Consider the following 16,617-nt stretch of genomic DNA (forward strand, 5'->3'; position numbering starts at 1 on the left):
ACAGGCGCGGCGCGACGGGGTACGGCGCGGCTGGGAGCGTTCGCGAGCGACGGGTAGGTATACATGGTGACCACCGTCTTCTGTCTCCACGCCCTCGGCGCCAGTTCCGAGGAGTTCGCGCTGCTGCGTGCCGAGCTCCTCGGCGACCTCGACCTGATCGGCATCGACCTGCCCGGCTTCGGCCGCAGCCCGGCGTCGTCCGGCACCACCGTCGAGGAGATGGCCGTCCTGGTGGAGCGCGCGATCGGGGCGAGCGGCTCGACGGAGTGGCTGCTCCTCGGGCACTCGATGGGCGGCAAGGTCGCGACGGTGGTGGCCGACCGCACGATCTCCGGCGCGAACGGCCTGTTCGGGCTGCGGGCCGTGGTGCTCCTCGCCGCGTCCTCGCTCGCTCCCGAGCCGATGGACGACGACCGCCGCTGGACGATGCTCTCGTGGGCTGCCGGTGGCCCGATCGGCACCGAGGACGCCGAGGAGTTCGTCGCCGCCAACACCGCGGCACCCCTGGCCCCCGCGCGGCACAGCGCGGCGGTGCAGGACGTCGAGCGGACCGACCCCGCAGCCTGGACGGACTGGCTCTCCCGCGGCAGCCGCGAGGACTGGTCGGACGCCGCACCGAACCCGGTGCCCGCCCTGGTGCTCGCCGGCGCCGAGGACGGCGACCTCGATGCCGACGCCCAGCGTCGCCTGACCCTGCCGCACTGGCCGAACAGCGAGCTCCACGTCGTCGACGGCGCCGCCCACCTGCTGCCCTGGGAACAGCCCGAGGCCGTGGCCGAGCGCATCCGCGGCTTCTGGCAGCGCCGGGTCGCGGGGTCGCCGGTCGTCCCCGTGGAGCACGCCCGAGTGATCGCCTCGCCGCGGGTCAGCGCCCGGACCCGGGGCCTGCTCGCCGAGCGCGCACTGCCCGACGATCCGGCGGCCGCACCCCACGCCCTCACGCCGACGCAGTTGGACACCCTGCGCGCGGTCGCGCGGATCGTCGTCCCGCAACCCGGCGTCGACCAGGTCGACCTGGCACTGCGGGTCGACGCGCAGCTGGCCGCGGGGCTCGGCGACGGCTGGCGGCCGGACGGCCTGCCGGTGGACGCCGAGGCCTACCGTGCCGCGCTCGACGTGCTCGCCGCACCCGCCCGCGACGGCGTGCTCGACCACGCCCTCGAGTCCGTGGCTGCCGGGCGGTACCGCGCCGACGGCGATCTCGACGCCGAGCAGCTGCGCGCGTGGTTCGAGGACGCCAGCGTCGACCTCGTCAAGCACTGGCTCGCACACCCCGCCACCATGGCCGCCATCGACTTCGACGGCTACGCAAACGGCGGCGACGGTGTCCGCAAGCAGGGCTTCCAGCTGCTCGCGGCGGGCCAGCGCGAGGCCTGGGAACCCGAGGCCCCCACCGACCCCGGCACCGCCACCACGACGGACACCGCACCGACGACCGGAGCTGCACGATGAGACTCGACGGACAACGCACGTACGGCACGGACGACGTCGTCGACGTGGTGGTGGTCGGCACCGGGGCCGGGGGAGCACCACTCCTCGCCTCGCTGGCCCGCCGTGGCCTGACGGTCGTCGCGCTCGAAGCCGGCCGCAACACCGAGCCGGGCGACCACGTGCCGGACGAGGTCGCCGCCCCGGGTGACATCAACTGGATGGACGAGCGGCTGAGCGGCGGCGGAGCCCCCACGGCCTTCGGCCCCAACAACAGCGGCACGGGCGTCGGCGGGTCGACGCTGCACTGGGGCGCGTTCACCCCGCGGCCGAGCGAGCACGACCTGCGGCTGCGGACCGAGAGCGGCGCGGGGCAGGACTGGCCGATCAGCCACGCCGAGCTCACCGGCTGGATCGAGCAGGTCGAGCACGACGTCGGCGTCGCCGGCCCCGAGCACTACCCGTGGGATCCATCCCGTCGCTACCGGATGCGTCCGCCGGCCCGGAACGCCTCGTCGGACATGATGATGCGCGGCACCGCGGCGGCCGGGATCACCGCGACCGATGCCCCGGTCGGCCTGACCACCGAGGACCGGCACCAGGAGCACCACGGGCTGCGCCAGGCCTGCGTGTCCTGCGGCTCCTGCCACCAGGGCTGCCGCAACGGCGCCAAGGTGTCGATGGACACGACCTACCTGCCCGCCGCCGTGGCGTTCGGTGCGGAGATCCGTCCGGAGTCCTTCGTGCACGGCATCGAGCTCGACGCGGCGGGACGGGTCGAGGCCGTCCTGTACACCGCCGACGGGCGCGAGCACCGCCAGCGCTGCCGGACCCTCGTCCTCGCCGCGGGCGGTGTCGAGACGCCGCGGCTGCTGCTGCACACCGGTGTCGCGAACGGCAGCGGACAGGTCGGCCGGAACTTCACCGCGCACGGAGCCACCCAGGTGTGGGCGCGGTTCGACGAGTCGATGCGCTCGTACCGCGGGTACCCGTCGTCGATCATCACCGAGGACTTCGTCCGACCGGCGGATGCCGACTTCGCCGGCGGCTACCTCATCCAGAGCCTGGGCGTGCAGCCGCAGACCTTCGCGACCTCGCTGGTCCGGGGTGGCGGACTCCGCGGTGCGGAGCTCGTCCGGGCGCTGCAGGACTACCCGTTCTCGGCCGGCGTCGGCATCAACGCCGAGTGCCTGCCGTACGACGACAACCGGCTCGAGCTGACCGACGAACTCGACGAGCACGGTGTCCCGCGTGCCCGGGTCTCGTTCACCCCGGGCTCGAACGAAGAGGCGATCCGCCGCCACGCGGTCCGCACGATGACGACCATCGTCGAGGCTGCCGGCGGCCGGGACGTCCGGGTGCTCGAACGCACGGCGCACACCATCGGCACCGCGCGGATGGGCGCGGACCGTGAGACGTCCGTCGTCGACCAGGACGGCCGCTCGTGGGACGTCCCGAACCTGTGGATCGCCGACAACTCGGTGTTCCCGAGCGCGGTCATCGCAAACCCGGCACTGACGATCATGGCGCTCTCGCTCCGCACCGCCGACCGCATGCTGCAGGCCGCCTGAGCACGCGCCCCGACGGCTCGGTCGCGGCTCATCCCCGGAGCGCGAGCGCCTCGCTCGTCCACCGGGCGTGCAGGTCCCACGGGTCGTCGACCCCGGCGGCGACGGCGTCCACGTGGGCCAGGAGCTCCGGCGTCACCCGGAACCACTCGGTACCCGGGTACCGGCTGGCGGCGAACGCGGCGTGCCGTCGGCGTTCGAGGGTCCGGTCACCGCGCTCGAACGCCAGCAGGTCCTGGTGCGGGATCGCCGCGAGCCGTTGCCGGGGGTTCATCGTCGTGCCGATCTTGATGCGGTCGCCGAAGTCGTCGCGCATCCGTAGGTAGTAGACGACGTCGACCCGAGGGGGAGCGAGGTCGCCGTCCGGCACCTCTCCCCAGCGCCACTCGCACCGGGCGCACACCATCCCCGAGGGGTAGCGCACCCCGATCCGCGAACCGCACGCCGGGCACGGGCCGGGCAGGGCGTCCTCGATGCCGGGGTGTTCGGCCGCGAGGTCGGCGACGAACGCGACGTGCGCGCCGCACAGGGGGACGCCCGCGAGACCGTCCGCGAGCACGCCTGCGCAACCCGGCACGCAGCACGACGAGGTGACCATGCGCGGAACGCTAGCCCGACCCACCGACGTGCCCCGGGCCTCCCGGCCGCTGCGCGTACCGGGCCGTACCGGGCGTCCCTGGTCGAATCGGGCGTACCTGGTCGAAACGGGCGTACCTGGTCCGTTCTTCCGACCAAGTACGCCCGATTCCACCAGCCATCGCGCCCGTTCTGGGAAGGAACGGGCGTACGTGCGGGATCCGGCCGCCCCGGCCGCCTGTGCCGCCGGGCGTACGGACCAAGACCGGGCGTACCTGGTCGAATCGGGCGTACCTGGTCCGTTGTTCCGACCAAGTACGCCCGATTCCACCAGCCATCGCGCCCGTTCTGGGAAGGAACGGGCGCACCTGCGGAAACCGGGCGCCCCGGCCGCCGCGCGTACCCACCAAGAACGGGCGTACCGACCAAGACCGGGCGTACCTGGTCGAATCGGGCGTACCTGGTCCGTTGTTCCGACCAAGTACGCCCGTTCCCACCAGCCATCGCGCCCGCCATGGGAAAGAACGGGCACGCAGACCGCCGTCAGTCGGTGAAGATCACCCCGACAAGCTCGCGCTTCTCCTCCTGGAACTCGTCCTCACCGCGACCGAGCGCCCAGTACGCCGACAACGACATCTCGCGCTTCTCCAGCCCCCAGTCGTCCTGCAGCAGCCGACGGATCGCCTTCATCGCGGTCCGCTCGCCGTGCGCGAAGACCTGGACCGGCCGGGAGGCACGCGGCAGCCCGCGGGCCGTCTCCAGCAGGAGCGTGCCCGGCTGGGCGCCGGTGGCGTCCCGGTGCAGCCACCGCAGGTCGACCCCGGCCGGGTGCCGGAGGTCCTGCTCGTCGGCGGGCCCGGCCACCTCGACCAGGGCGACCCCGGTGGCGGAGTCGGGCATCGACTCGAGTGCTGCGCCGATCGCGGGCAGGGCACTGTCGTCACCGAGCAGCACGTGCGTGACCGCCGGGTCCGTGGTCGGCGCGTAGCCGCCACCGGGGCCGGACAGGGCGAGCCGATCACCCGGCTGCGCGGACGCTGCCCAGGGACCGGCGAGGCCCTCGTCGCCGTGCACGACGAAGTCGATCGCGATGGTCCGCGTGGCGTGGTCGACCGCACGCACCGTGTACGTGCGGCGGGCGGGGCGGTCGTGCTTCGGCAGGGTCTCGCGCAGGGCCTCGAGGTCGTACGGCGGCAACAGTCCGAGCGACGGCTTCGCGAGCAGGAGCTTGACGTACTTGTCGGTCGAGCCGAGCCGGTCGGGGTCGGCCTGGGCGACGAAGTCCTCGAAGGCCGAGCCGCCCAGGTGCACGCGCACCATGTGGGGCGAGAGCCGTTCGGTGCGGTCGACGACGAAGACGTGCTGGGGGCGTTTGGGTTTCGAGCTCATCGTGGGGAGCTTCCTCTCGCGGGTTCGGCGCCACCTGGGTGATCCCTGCTTGACGCGCGCATCACTAAGGTTAGCCTTACCTCATGGACTCGACCGTCATCCCGTTCTCCGAGCTGCTGCGGCGTCGCACGCGGCGCTCGCACGGTGCCTCGGCCACGAGCGGCTTCATGCAGGACCTGCTCGGTGGCGACTGCGACGTCGCCGACTATGCGGACCTGCTCGGACAGTACGCCTTCGTGTACGACGCGCTCGAGCGGGCGGCGGAACGCATGGCCGACCATCCCGTGGCGGCGCCGTTCGTCACCGCGCAGCTCACCCGGATGCCGGCGATCCGTGCCGACCTCGAGTACCTGATCGGCCCGGACTGGTCCGAGCTGGTGTGCCCGCTGCCCGCGACGACCGCGTACGTGCGACGCCTCAACGAGGTCGCGGCCGAGTGGCCCGGCGGCTTCGTGGCACACCACTACACGCGGTACCTCGGCGACGTGTCCGGCGGGCACGTGATCGGACAGGTGCTGGCCGAGCGGTTCGGGTTCGACACGAACGGTGTCCTCTTCTACATCTTCGACCAGGTCGCCGACCCGAGCGACTTCGAGCACACCTACCGGGCCCAGCTCGACGCCGCGCCCTGGACGGCCGACGAGCAGGAGCGGGTGATCGCCGAGGTCGAACTCGCCTACGAGCTGAACCGTGGGCTGCTCGCCGGCCTCGATGCCCGCCGTGCGCCGTTCCGTCAGGAGCCGGGCAGCGCCTCCGTGCCCGCCTGAACCGCGGCGGCAGTACCCGGGCCCAGCTCGCCCGGACCCGCCTGACCGCCCAGCGGCTGCGCACTCCCGCCCGGTCCCGCGTCCGTCCAGACGGTCGACGTCATGCGCCCCCGGGTGCCGATACGCTGCTGGGACCCGGGACCAGCCTCCCGGACGACCCGGAAAGGACTCCATGACGGCGATCGACGGATCTGCACGCCACGAGCGCGCGCGGGACGACGTCAGCGGTGCGGTCGACAGTGACCTGCGCGCCGACGTGCGGTACCTCGGCAACCTCCTCGGCCGGGTGCTGCGGGAGAACGGGGGCGACGAACTGCTCCACGACGTGGAGTCGTTGCGCGCCGCCGTGATCGACGCCTACGAGGGCGACCACGCCGAGGGTGCAGCGCGTGCCCAGGCGATCGTCTCCGGCATGTCGGCCGAACGCGCCGAGGCCGTGGCACAGGCGTTCACCACCTACTTCCACCTCACCAACCTGGCCGAGGAGCACCACCGCGTGCGGGTCCTCCGCCAGCGCGGCGACGACGGCGGCGTCGCCGGCGACTCGTTCCCCGCCACCTACGCCGAACTCGTCGCCGAGGTCGGCGAGGCCGAGGCCGCCGAGCGCCTCCGCACCCTGCGGTTCCACCCGGTGCTGACGGCCCACCCGACCGAGGCCCGCCGCCGCGCGGTCACCACGGGTGTCCGCCGCATCACGGACCTCATCGACGAGCGCGACCGCGCCCGCAACGCGACGGCCCGCGCCGAGAACGAGCGCCGCCTGCTCGAGGAGATCACGACCCTCCTGCGCACCTCCCCGCTCCGCACCACCCGGCCGACCCCGCTCGACGAGGTCCGCACCGCGATGAGCGTGTTCGACCAGACCCTGTTCGAGATCGTCCCGCAGGTCTACCGCCTGCTCGACGACCGGCTGCAGGGCGACGAAGCCGGCCGCGCTCCCGTGATCGCGCCCGCGTTCGTGCGGTTCGGCACCTGGATCGGCGGCGACCGCGACGGCAACCCGCACGTGACGGCCGACGTCACCCGCCAGGCCGCCGAGATCGCGGCGGAGCACATCCTGCTGGGCCTCGCCCGCGCGACCACCCGCATCGGCAGCGCCCTGACCCTCGACGCGAGCGACACCCCGGCCGACGCCGGCCTCACCGCCCTCGTCGCCGCGCAGGAGTCGCTCGACCCGGGCATCGCCGAGCGCATCGGCGTCCGCGCACCGAACGAGACGCATCGACGTGCGCTCCTCTTCGTCGCCGCGCGCATCGACGCCACCCGGACCGGCACCACGCCGCTGGCCTACGACGGCCCCGAGGCGCTGCTGGCCGACCTCCGCACCATCCAGGCGTCGCTCGTCGCCGCCGGTGCGATCCGCCCGGCGAACGGCGAGCTGCAGAACCTGATCTGGCAGGTCGAGACCTTCGGGTTCCACCTGGCCGAGCTCGAGGTCCGGCAGCACTCGCAGGTGCACCGAACGGCCCTGGCCGAGATCCGCGCCGGTGGCGAACTGAGCGAGACCACGGAAGAGGTCCTCGCCGTGTTCCGCACGATCGCCGCGCTGCAGTCGCGCTACGGTGTCCGCGCGGCGAACCGGTACATCGTGTCCTTCACGCAGTCCCCGGCGGACCTGGCGAACGTGCACGAACTCGCGGTCGCGGCGCTCGGGTCCGCCGAGGCCGCGCCGGTGCTCGACGTCATCCCGCTCTTCGAGACCTTCGCCGACCTGCACGCCAGCGTCGACATCCTCGACGAGGCCGTCCGCACCGAGGCGTTCCAGCGACGCCTCGCCGCGACCGGCCGTCGGCTCGAGGTCATGCTCGGCTACTCGGACTCGTCGAAGGACGTCGGCCCGGTGTCCGCGAACCTGGCGCTGTACGACGCCCAGGCCCGCATCGCCGACTGGGCCCGCGACAACGACATCGAGCTGACCCTGTTCCACGGCCGGGGCGGTTCGCTCGGCCGCGGTGGCGGTCCCGCCAACGAGGCCGTCCTCGCGCAGCCGCCGGGATCGATCGACGGTCGCCTGAAGCTCACCGAGCAGGGTGAGGTCATCTTCGCCCAGTACGGCGACCAGGACATCGCTGCCCGCCACCTCGAGCAGATGGCCTCGGCGACGCTGTTCGCGTCGTCGCCGTCGAACGAGGCGCGCACCGCCGCCGCGGCCGCCCGGTTCGCCGAGCTCGCCCAGCAACTCGACGACGTTTCGCGCGTCGCCTTCTACGACCTGGTCAAGGCCGACGGCTTCGCGCCCTGGTTCGCCCGGGTCACCCCGATGGAGGAGATCGGCCTGCTGCCCCTCGGCTCGCGCCCGGCCCGTCGTGGCCTGTCGGTGGAGTCGCTGGAGGACCTCCGCGCCATCCCCTGGGTGTTCTCGTGGACGCAGGCGCGCATCAACCTCGCCGGTTGGTACGGGCTCGGCTCCGCGCTCGAGGCCGTCGGCGACGTCGACGTGCTCCGCGCCGCCTACGCCGAGTGGCCGCTCTTCGCCGCGATGATCAAGAACGTCGAGATGTCGCTCGCGAAGACCGACGAGCACATCGCCCGCCGGTACCTCGAGCTCGCCGACCGGGACGACCTCGCCGCGAAGGTGCTCGACGAGATGGTCCGCACCCGCGACTGGGTGCTCCGCGTCTCCGGCGGCAGCGACGTGCTCGAGGACCGGCCCGTCCTGGCCCGCGCCGTGCGCCTCCGCAGCCCGTACGTCGACGCGCTGTCGCACCTGCAGCTCCGTGCGCTGCGCGCCATCCGCACCTCCGGCAGCACGGACCCGACGGACGCCGACCACCGGCTCCTGCTGCTCACCGTCAACGGGATCGCGGCCGGCTTGCAGAACACGGGCTGACGCCCCCGACCGACGGACAGGAGGCCCGGTGCCAGCTGGCACCGGGCCTCCCGTCCGTCCGCGCGCACGTCCCGGGCCGCACCGCCGAGTGGTCACCAAGCGTCGGCTGTACCGCCGCCGGGCGACGGAACGCGACCGCTCGGCGGACGTGAGCGGGGTGTCGTGACCGCTCGCGCGCCGGACGGGAGGCCCGTGGCGGGCCACCACCGGGCCTCCCGTCCGTCCGTGCGCACGTCGCACGCCCGCGTTCCGCGAGCAGCAACGGTCGCGTCCGGCACCGCGACCCGACCGTTGCTGCTCACGAAGTGCCTGTCGAATCGATTCGGGGACGCGTAGCGTGTCCGAGGTGACGACGGAGCGCAGCCTGGGACCGACGACGACCGTGTTGCCCCCGATCGTGCCGCTGGCGCTCATCGTCGGGGTCTCGCCGTTCGCGACGGACATGTACATCCCCGCACTCCCGGCCATCGCGCGTGACCTCGACACCACGCCGGGCGCCGTGCAGCTGTCGCTCACGGCGTTCCTCGTGGCCTTCGCGGTCGGCCAGCTGCTCGTCGGACCGGTGAGTGACGGGATCGGTCGTCGGCCGATGCTCGTCGTCGGGACCGCCCTGTTCGCCCTGGCGTCGGTCGGCTGCGCGCTCGCGCCCGACGTCGTGACGCTGGTGCTGGCCCGCATCGCCCAGGGACTCGCCGGTGCCGCGGGCGCCGTGGCCGGTCGGGCGATGGTGTCCGACGTGACGAGCGGCACCCGGATGGCGAAGGTCTTCGGCACACTCGCGGCCATCAACGCGATCGGCCCCGTGGTGGCCCCGCTGGCCGGGGGAGCGGTGCTCACGGTCGGCACGTGGCGGCTCATGTTCGTCGTGCTGGCCGTGCTCGGTGCCGTGTTCTTCGTGGCCGTGGTGCTGCGGTTCCGCGAGACCCTGCCGCCGGAGCGTCGCGGTGGCGTCGGGTTCGCGGCCAACGGACGTCGCATCCGCGAGCTCCTGGCGATCCCGCGGTTCCGGGCCTACGTGCTGAGCGGGGTGCTGTCGACGGTGGGGTTCTTCGCGTACATCGCGACGAGCTCGTTCGTGTTCCAGTCGGAGTTCGGGTTCTCCGAGGGGCTGTACACGCTCGTCTTCGCCACGAACGCGTCGATGATGATCGTCACGACGCTGCTGTTCGGTCGGCTCGTCGGACGGTTCACCGAAGACGCCCTGCTGACCCTGGGCCTGGTCGTCGGGACGGTCGGGGCCACGGGGGTGCTCGTGTCGGCGCTCCTCGGACTCGGACCCGTGCCGGTGTGGTGTGCCCTCGCGGTCGTGACGGCCGCGTGGGGGTTCGTTCTGCCGGCGGCGATGACCCGCACCCAGCACGTCGGCGCGGCGCACCCGGGCACCGCGGCTGCCCTGCAGGGCGGGCTGACCTTCGGCATCGGCGGTCTGGGCACCCCGCTCGCCGGCGCGCTCGGCGGCACGGCACTGGCGATGGGCGGGGTGATGGCAGCGCTGATGGCCGCGGCCGTGGTGGTCCAGGTGACGGCGACGCGGCGAAACCTGTCCCACAAGTGACGGTCTGAGCCGGTAGGTTGCTGGTTGCAAGGCGCACCGATCTGAGGAGACCCACCGAGATGGACATCGTCGTACACGAGGCGGAGACCGACACCGCCGTCCTGGAGTGCAGCGGCCGGCTCAACATGGTCTCCGCGCCCACGTTCCGCGAGACCGTCGCCCAGATCGTCGGCAACGGGCGTTCGCGGCTCGTGGTCGAGCTCTCCGGGGTCGAGTTCATGGACTCCTCCGGCCTCGGCGCCCTGGTCGGCAGCCTCAAGACCGCGCGGCAGGCCGGCGGCGACCTCCGCATCGCGGCACCGTCGGAACAGGTCCAGATGGTGCTCAAGCTCTCGAACATCGACAAGATCCTGCGGACGTACCCCGACGGGGACGCCGCGGTGACCGACTGGTGATGACCGCCCCCGTCGCCGAGCACATGCTCGCACTGGCGTGCCCTCCGGACGACGTGTCCGCCGTGCACGACTTCCTCGCGGGCGTGTGGCAGCACGAGCCGTCCGTCGCCGCCGAGGACCGGATGGCCCTCGAGCTCGCCCTGGTCGAACTCACCTCGAACGTCATCGAGCACGGCGCCCGGCCGGACGGCGTCTCGTGCGAGCTCCGGCTCGAGATCGGCGACGAGCGCTTCCAGGCGCTGCTGTCCGACGACGGGGTCGCCGCGACGGTGGATCCCGACGCCGCCGTGCTGCCCGACGACTTCGCCGAGGGTGGTCGCGGGCTCGCCCTCGTCCGGATGGTCGTCGACGACCTGCGGTACGAACGCGTGGCCGACCGGAACCGCTGGACGGTGCTGCGCTCCCGGCACTGAGCGGGAGTGCGGCCCTCACGGATCGACGGAGCCGCACCGGTCGTCCGCCCAGCGCACTCCGTGGGCCGTAAACCGCAATGACGGATCGCCGATTGTCGCGTTTCCCGGACACCGTGTCACGATTCGCGCGATGACTGTCGAGCCTGATCCCCGGATCCGGTTCGAGACGTCCGGCGCCGGACTCGACGCGGCCGTGCAACTGTACGAAGAGGCCTACGAGAGCACGGGGTTCTCGGCGTCCCGGACCGATCGTCCGTTCGCGTACCGGTTCCAGGTCGTGGGCGACGGATCGATGACGTTCCGCTCCACCCGGTTCGACGGGCGGATGCAGGGCGAGGTCGAGGTCCCCGACGAGTACGTCGTGATGTGGACCTCGGACGGCGGTGGCCGCGTCGACGTCGGTCGCCAGGAGGTCGACTTCGCACCGGGGACGCCACGGGTGTTCCCGACGCGGCGCCCCTTCGTGTTCGACCTGCAGGACGTCCGCCAGAGCCTCGTGCAGTTCGACCGCACGTACCTGGAGGGCGTCGCCGCCGAGGTGCACGGCACCCGGCCCGGCCCCCTGGTGTTCGACCACACCGCCGCGCCCCGGCCGGAGGACCTCCGCGCCTGGAACGCCCGGGTGCAACGAGCCGCAGCGATGGTGCTCGGCCCGGCACCGCTCACCGCGCTGGCCCTGGCCGAGACCGTGCGCGAGACCGCGCTGGCGTTCCTCGACACGTTCCCACACGAGTCCATCGCCCCCGACGTCGCGCTGCCGCAGGGAGCCACTGGTCGCGTCCGCGAAGCCGTGGAGTTCATGCACGCCTTCGCCCACACGCCCGTGACCACGACCGACGTCGCCCAGCACGTCGGCCTGAGCGTCCGGGGGCTGCAGCAGGCGTTCCAGCGGCAGGTCGGCACAGCGCCGAACGCGTTGCTGCGGGGGATCCGCCTGGACCGCGTGCACGAGGAACTCCGGCGTGCGTCGGCGGGCGAACTGACGGTGGCGAGCGTGGCGTTGCGCTGGGGCTTCGCGCACCTCGGCCGGTTCTCGGCGGCGTACGCGTCGCGCTTCGGGCAGTACCCGCGCGACACGCTGCAGCAGCCCCGGGGCGCTGTCCTGCAGCCCTGACGCACGTCACACTCCGGATCGGCACCTCGTCGGTTCGCTACGCTGCCCGGGTGAGCAGACCGCGACCGTGGGTGATCGTCCCCGGCATCTGGAACTCGGACCCGGACCACTGGCAGTCCATCTGGGAGCGGGAGCGGCAGGACGAGCGCGACCAGCACGACGAGCACGGCCAGCACGACGAGCACGGCCAGCGCGACCAGCACGACGAGCACGGCCAGCGCGACCACCACCCCCAGCGCGCCGCCGTCCGCATCGCCCCCACCTCGTGGAGCGACCCGGACCCCGACGACTGGCGCGCCGCGATCTCCGCGGCCGTGGCCTCGTGCACGGAGCCCCCGGTCCTCATCGCCCACAGTCTCGGCGTCCTGGCCGTCGCCGACTGGCTCGCCACCACGGCGGACGCTCCCGCGCTCGTCGCCGGTGCCTTCCTCGTCGCCCCGCCCGACCCGCTCGGTGCCGCGTTCCCGGCCGAGGCCTCGGGCTTCGTGACACCGCGCCCGGTACCCGCGGCCCAGCAGGTCCCGACGCGCCTCGTCGTGAGCGACGACGACCCGTACTGCAGCGCCGACCGGGGCGTCGTGTTCGCCGACGTCATGGGCGCGCGGACGTCGTCCGTGTCGGTCCCCTCGGACACGTGAACGTCGCCAGTGGTGTCGGTGCCTGGTCGGCTGGACGGGAACTGCTGCGGGCGTTCGAGGACGGCCTCCGCCCACCCCGGTGACCACCGGGCGCGACACGCCGCTCAACTCCGCTCCGATATGGCAGGCGGTGCAGCGACACTCCGCGGATGTCCCGCATTTCGGCCCGCGCGATATTTATCCTTCGAGCATGGAGACCCAGTCCGGCGCACGCACCCCGCTCGTGGACCCGTTCGGCCGCGAGCTCGAGGAGTGGCTCCGCGACGCACCGGCGACCCGCGCCCCGTACGTGCCGGACCTCGTCGTCCCGCCCGTCACCGGCCCCGTGCAGCGCCCCGGACACGCCGCGATCAGCAGCTCGACCGCCGACGAAGCGACCGTCGACCCGACGACCGCCCCGGCGCACGTCGCCACGACCGCCCCGGCGGACGAGACGACCCCGCTTGCACCCGCCGCCCCCGCGTTCCGCCGCGACCGCGACCGCGCCCGCCACGCCGCGCTCTGCGCCCCGTCGTTCCCGGAGCCGCCGGAGCGTCTGGCCCTGCGCATCGAGGACCTCGCGGTCAAGGTCTCGTCGTCCACCGGCCGCAGCAGCATCGAGCGCATCGTCCTGCTCGAGGACGAGGTCCGCCGCCGTGACGAGGACCTCGCTCGCCTCGCCGCGTGGGAGGCCACCGTCGCCGGCTCGGAGGACCCGGAGGTGACGGCCGCCCGCGCCTTCGCCCACACCGTCTTCGCCGACCTGCTGTCCGACGCCGCCGCCGAGGCGGACCGCCGCGACCGCGCCGCAGCCCGCCGCGCAGCGACCGCTCCCGTGGCGCTCGTCACCCGGGCGGCCCCCGTGCCGACCCGCGCAGCACGGAGCGTCCCCGCAGCAGAGCAGGCACCCGCACCGGAAGCCGCACCGGTGGTGGAACTCGTCACCCCGGAACGCGACGAACCCGTCCGACCGGTTCTGGGCCTCCCGGCCGTGTCCCCGGTGTCCGCGGCCACGCGACCCACCCCGCTCGTCCTGCCCGCCACCGGTCCGACGGTCATCGACCGCGCGGCCTTCGCCGCCGCGCTCACCGCGCACCAGGGCGTCACCGCCAGCACGCCGGTCGTCCTGCCGGACGCCGTCGCCGCACCCGTGGTCCCGGCCCCCGTCGCGCAGGCAGCGGACGCCGACACCGCCACGGCGGCAGCGCCGGCCCCGGCCGGCTGGTGGTCGCGACTCGTCGACCGGCTGCTCGGCCTGCTCGGTCGTCGCTGACGGCTCGCGGCCACGACGCCGTCGGCTGCACTGCCGTCGGCTGCACTGCCTCCGGCTGCACTGCCATCGGCTGCACTGCCTGGAGGCCCGGATCACCCCACACGGACCGGCTGCCCCGTGCGGGGCGGTCGCCTCGGTACACTGACGGGATGCCGACGCTCCGCGAACTCCAGGCCGTGATCGAGGACCTGTGGCCCGCCGCCGGTGCCGAGTCGTGGGACTCCGTCGGGCTCGTCGCGGGCGACCCGGACGCCACCGTCGAGCACGTGCACCTCGCCGTCGACGCGGTGCCGGCCACCGCCCGTGAAGCCGTCGAACTCGGTGCCGGGCTCCTGCTCACGCACCACCCGCTGCTGCTGCGCGGGGTGACGACGATCGCCGAGTCGACCTACAAGGGCAGCGTCCTCGCGACCCTGGTGCGTGGCGGCAGCGCCCTGCTCGCAGCGCACACCAACGCCGACGTCGTGACGACCGGCACCTCGGCCGTCCTCGCCGACCGACTCGGGCTCACCGAGCAGCGACCGCTCGACGCCGGAGCCGACCCCGACACGGGCATCGGCCGAGTCGGGGTGCTGCCAGAGGGGACGACCCTCGGCGCCCTCGCCCGGAAGCTCGTCGACCTGCTGCCGCCCACGGCCACCGGGGTCCGCGTCTCCGGTGACTTCGACCAGCCCGTCCGCACCGTGGCGCTCTGCGCGGGTGCGGGCGACTCGCTGCTCGGCCACCCCGCCGTGCTCGACGCCGACGTCTACATCACGAGCGACCTGCGGCACCACCCGGCCTCGGAGTTCCGCGAGCAGGCGCTGCTCGGCGGCGGGCCGGCGCTCATCGACACCTCGCACTGGGCCACCGAGTGGCTCTGGCTCGACGTCGCCGCAGAGCAGCTGCGCACCCGGGCCGGGGTCCGCGTCACCGTGAGCGACCTCCGCACCGACCCGTGGGACTTCGCCGTCCTGCCGGCCGCCGAACCCACCACCCCCACAGAAGGAGCCTGACCATGAAGGCAGCACCCGAGGACCAGGTCATCCTCCTCGACGTCCAGCGTCTCGACAACGACGTCACGCGCATCGCGCACCGCATCACGTCGTTGCAGAAGGGCGACCAGCTGACCGAGCTGAGCAAGCAGGCCGCGGCGCTCCGCAGCGAGCTCGTCGCCGCCACCGGCGAGGTCGAGGACGCCGAGCGCGACCTCGCCCGTCTGGAGTCCGACACCGCTGTGGCACAGGCCCGTGTCGAACGCGACACCACGATGCTGCAGAACGTCGCGAACGCGAAGGACGCCGCCGGACTGCAGAGTGAGCTCGACTCGCTGCAGCGGCGCATCGGCGGCCTCGAGACCGCCGAGCTCGAGATCATGGAGAACCTCGACGGGCTCCGCGCCCGGGTCGGCGACATCGAGGCGAAGCTCGCCGACGTCGAGGCCGCCCGCGGTGGTCTGGTCGCCGAGCGCGACGCGGAGATCGCCCGGCTCACGGCCGACCGCGAGTCGGCCGAGCAGGCGCGCGCCGACGTCGCCGCCAAGGTGCCGGCCGAGCTGCTCGCCCTGTACGACCGGCAGCGTGCGCGCTACGGCTTCGGCGCCTCGCTGCTGCAGGGCGGGGTGTCGACGGCCTCGGGCGTGGCGCTCAACAACTCCGACCTGCAGACCATCCGCCGGGCTGCGCCCGACGACGTGGTGCTGTGCCCCGACAGCGACGCGATCCTGGTGCGGACGGCCGAGTCCGGGCTGTAGTCGCGAGCGACGTCCGCCTCCTGTCCGTCGTGGGCTGGTCGCAACGTGTCGCGTGCGTGTCGCCGGGAGGTCACGAACTGTCGGTTGCGGCCGCGCCGGCCGACCGTTGGTGACCACTGGGCGGACGTGAGCGGGGGGTCGTGACCGAGCGCGCCGCCTGAGGGGAGGCCCGTGGCGGCGCTGCACTGCGCCTCCTGTCCGTCGTGGGCTGGTCGCAACGTGTCGCGTGCGTGTCGCCGGGAGGTCACGAACTGTCGGCTGCGGTCCTGCCGACCGACCGTTGGTGACCACTCGGCGGACCTGAGCGGGGAGTCGTGACCGAGCGCGCCGCCTGACGGGAGGCCCGCGGCGGCGCTGCACCGCGGCTCCGGTCCGTCGTGGGCTGGTCGCAACGCGTCGGGTGCGTGCCGCCGGGAGGTCACGAACTGTCGGTTGCGGTCCTGCCGGCCGACCGTTGGTGACCGCTCGGCGGACCTGAGCGGGGGGTCGTGACCGCGCGCGCCGCGCGCCGCGCGCACGGGCCAACACGGCCCAACGCGGCACGGGGAAGGGGGCGAATGGGCCGGCCGTACGCCGGGTTCTGTCCCGCCGCTTGCACGGCGGTGACGGCCATCTCTCTCGGACCGACGTTGCCGTCGGCCTCCAGCGGTCTACCCGAGGACTCGGCGAGCAGCCTCAACGTCCTCTGTCTGACCTTGCTCCGGGCGAGGTTTACCGAGCGGATCCGGTCACCCGGACCCCTGGTGGTCTCTTACACCACCGTTTCACCCTTACCGACGTCTCCGCCGGCGGTCTGCTTTCTGTGGCACTGTCTCGCGGATTGCTCCGGGTGGGTGTTACCCACCGCCCTGCTCTGTGGAGCCCGGACGTTCCTCGGCGCTCCCGGGGGAGCGACGCGACCGTCTCACCGACCCATTCGCTGGTGCGAGTCTACCCGGCTAGGCGGTGCCCGATGCGAGG

General features: G+C 73.3%; 14 protein-coding genes and 1 other RNA gene. 12 read left to right on the forward strand and 3 right to left on the reverse strand.

What is annotated here, in order from left to right; translation table 11 throughout:
- The first annotated feature begins 66 nt into the window (after positions 1-66).
- Positions 67-1,452 carry an alpha/beta fold hydrolase gene (locus ACZZ9K_RS01330; RefSeq protein ID WP_463443153.1) on the forward strand — a complete coding sequence of 462 codons (1,386 nt, stop codon included), beginning with the start codon at positions 67-69 and terminating at the stop codon, positions 1,450-1,452.
- Positions 1,449-2,999, forward strand: a complete 1,551-nt coding sequence (locus ACZZ9K_RS01335; protein ID WP_463443154.1) for a GMC family oxidoreductase — start codon at positions 1,449-1,451, stop codon at positions 2,997-2,999. The genes ACZZ9K_RS01330 and ACZZ9K_RS01335 overlap by 4 nt, the downstream gene beginning before the upstream one ends.
- 28 nt (positions 3,000-3,027) lie before the next feature.
- Here ACZZ9K_RS01335 and ACZZ9K_RS01340 read toward each other — a convergent pair whose 3' ends face one another.
- Positions 3,028-3,594, reverse strand: a complete 567-nt coding sequence (locus ACZZ9K_RS01340; RefSeq protein ID WP_463443155.1) for a GIY-YIG nuclease family protein — start codon at positions 3,592-3,594, stop codon at positions 3,028-3,030.
- Between the two features lie 521 nt (positions 3,595-4,115).
- Positions 4,116-4,961, reverse strand: a complete 846-nt coding sequence (locus tag ACZZ9K_RS01345) for a siderophore-interacting protein (RefSeq protein ID WP_463443156.1) — start codon at positions 4,959-4,961, stop codon at positions 4,116-4,118.
- 83 nt (positions 4,962-5,044) lie between these two features.
- Here ACZZ9K_RS01345 and ACZZ9K_RS01350 point away from each other — a divergent pair, with 83 nt between their 5' ends.
- The 10 genes from ACZZ9K_RS01350 to ACZZ9K_RS01395 all read left to right on the forward strand — a co-directional run bounded on the left by ACZZ9K_RS01350 (position 5,045) and on the right by ACZZ9K_RS01395 (position 15,657).
- Entirely contained in the window at positions 5,045-5,728 is a 684-nt protein-coding gene (locus ACZZ9K_RS01350; RefSeq protein ID WP_138803218.1) for a biliverdin-producing heme oxygenase, read from the forward strand.
- Positions 5,729-5,900: 172 nt separating this feature from the next.
- Positions 5,901-8,558: a phosphoenolpyruvate carboxylase gene (locus ACZZ9K_RS01355; protein ID WP_463443157.1), complete on the forward strand. Its 2,658-nt coding sequence runs from the start codon at positions 5,901-5,903 to the stop codon at positions 8,556-8,558.
- A gap of 346 nt (positions 8,559-8,904) precedes the next feature.
- Positions 8,905-10,113 (forward strand): multidrug effflux MFS transporter, encoded by a 1,209-nt coding sequence (locus ACZZ9K_RS01360; protein ID WP_463443158.1) that lies wholly within the window; start codon positions 8,905-8,907, stop codon positions 10,111-10,113.
- 59 nt (positions 10,114-10,172) lie between these two features.
- Positions 10,173-10,508, forward strand: a complete 336-nt coding sequence (locus ACZZ9K_RS01365) for an STAS domain-containing protein (protein WP_017886068.1) — start codon at positions 10,173-10,175, stop codon at positions 10,506-10,508.
- Entirely contained in the window at positions 10,508-10,921 is a 414-nt protein-coding gene (locus tag ACZZ9K_RS01370) for an ATP-binding protein (RefSeq protein WP_035808261.1), read from the forward strand. Before ACZZ9K_RS01365 ends, ACZZ9K_RS01370 begins: the two co-directional genes overlap by 1 nt.
- A 130-nt stretch (positions 10,922-11,051) precedes the next feature.
- Positions 11,052-12,035 carry a helix-turn-helix transcriptional regulator gene (locus ACZZ9K_RS01375; protein ID WP_138803221.1) on the forward strand — a complete coding sequence of 328 codons (984 nt, stop codon included), beginning with the start codon at positions 11,052-11,054 and terminating at the stop codon, positions 12,033-12,035.
- 50 nt (positions 12,036-12,085) lie between these two features.
- A complete protein-coding gene (locus tag ACZZ9K_RS01380) occupies positions 12,086-12,673 on the forward strand; it encodes an RBBP9/YdeN family alpha/beta hydrolase (protein ID WP_463443159.1) in 588 nt (195 codons plus the stop codon).
- A gap of 190 nt (positions 12,674-12,863) precedes the next feature.
- Positions 12,864-13,925, forward strand: a complete 1,062-nt coding sequence (locus tag ACZZ9K_RS01385; RefSeq protein ID WP_463443160.1) for a hypothetical protein — start codon at positions 12,864-12,866, stop codon at positions 13,923-13,925.
- Positions 13,926-14,074: 149 nt separating this feature from the next.
- Complete coding sequence (locus tag ACZZ9K_RS01390) at positions 14,075-14,920, forward strand: Nif3-like dinuclear metal center hexameric protein (RefSeq protein WP_111022917.1); 846 nt, start codon at positions 14,075-14,077, stop codon at positions 14,918-14,920.
- A gap of 2 nt (positions 14,921-14,922) precedes the next feature.
- Positions 14,923-15,657, forward strand: coding sequence for a zinc ribbon domain-containing protein (locus ACZZ9K_RS01395; RefSeq protein WP_027465445.1), 735 nt, complete (start codon positions 14,923-14,925; stop codon positions 15,655-15,657).
- 554 nt (positions 15,658-16,211) lie between these two features.
- Here the strand turns inward: ACZZ9K_RS01395 and rnpB are convergent.
- An RNA gene (gene rnpB, locus ACZZ9K_RS01400) (RNase P RNA component class A) lies at positions 16,212-16,572 on the reverse strand.
- Between the last annotated feature and the right edge of the window lie 45 nt (positions 16,573-16,617).

This window comes from Curtobacterium sp. AC268 (assembly GCF_979258745.1).

Bases quoted from the DNA above. Each gene is read 5' to 3' on its own strand.
- ACZZ9K_RS01335 (WP_463443154.1), top strand. From the start codon at position 1,449: ATGAGACTCGACGGACAACGCACGTACGGCACGGACGACGTCGTCGAC.
- ACZZ9K_RS01340 (WP_463443155.1), bottom strand. From the start codon at position 3,594: ATGGTCACCTCGTCGTGCTGCGTGCCGGGTTGCGCAGGCGTGCTCGCG.
- ACZZ9K_RS01345 (WP_463443156.1), bottom strand. From the start codon at position 4,961: ATGAGCTCGAAACCCAAACGCCCCCAGCACGTCTTCGTCGTCGACCGC.
- ACZZ9K_RS01350 (WP_138803218.1), top strand. From the start codon at position 5,045: ATGGACTCGACCGTCATCCCGTTCTCCGAGCTGCTGCGGCGTCGCACG.
- ACZZ9K_RS01355 (WP_463443157.1), top strand. From the start codon at position 5,901: ATGACGGCGATCGACGGATCTGCACGCCACGAGCGCGCGCGGGACGAC.
- ACZZ9K_RS01365 (WP_017886068.1), top strand. From the start codon at position 10,173: ATGGACATCGTCGTACACGAGGCGGAGACCGACACCGCCGTCCTGGAG.
- ACZZ9K_RS01370 (WP_035808261.1), top strand. From the start codon at position 10,508: ATGACCGCCCCCGTCGCCGAGCACATGCTCGCACTGGCGTGCCCTCCG.
- ACZZ9K_RS01375 (WP_138803221.1), top strand. From the start codon at position 11,052: ATGACTGTCGAGCCTGATCCCCGGATCCGGTTCGAGACGTCCGGCGCC.
- ACZZ9K_RS01385 (WP_463443160.1), top strand. From the start codon at position 12,864: ATGGAGACCCAGTCCGGCGCACGCACCCCGCTCGTGGACCCGTTCGGC.
- ACZZ9K_RS01390 (WP_111022917.1), top strand. From the start codon at position 14,075: ATGCCGACGCTCCGCGAACTCCAGGCCGTGATCGAGGACCTGTGGCCC.
- ACZZ9K_RS01395 (WP_027465445.1), top strand. From the start codon at position 14,923: ATGAAGGCAGCACCCGAGGACCAGGTCATCCTCCTCGACGTCCAGCGT.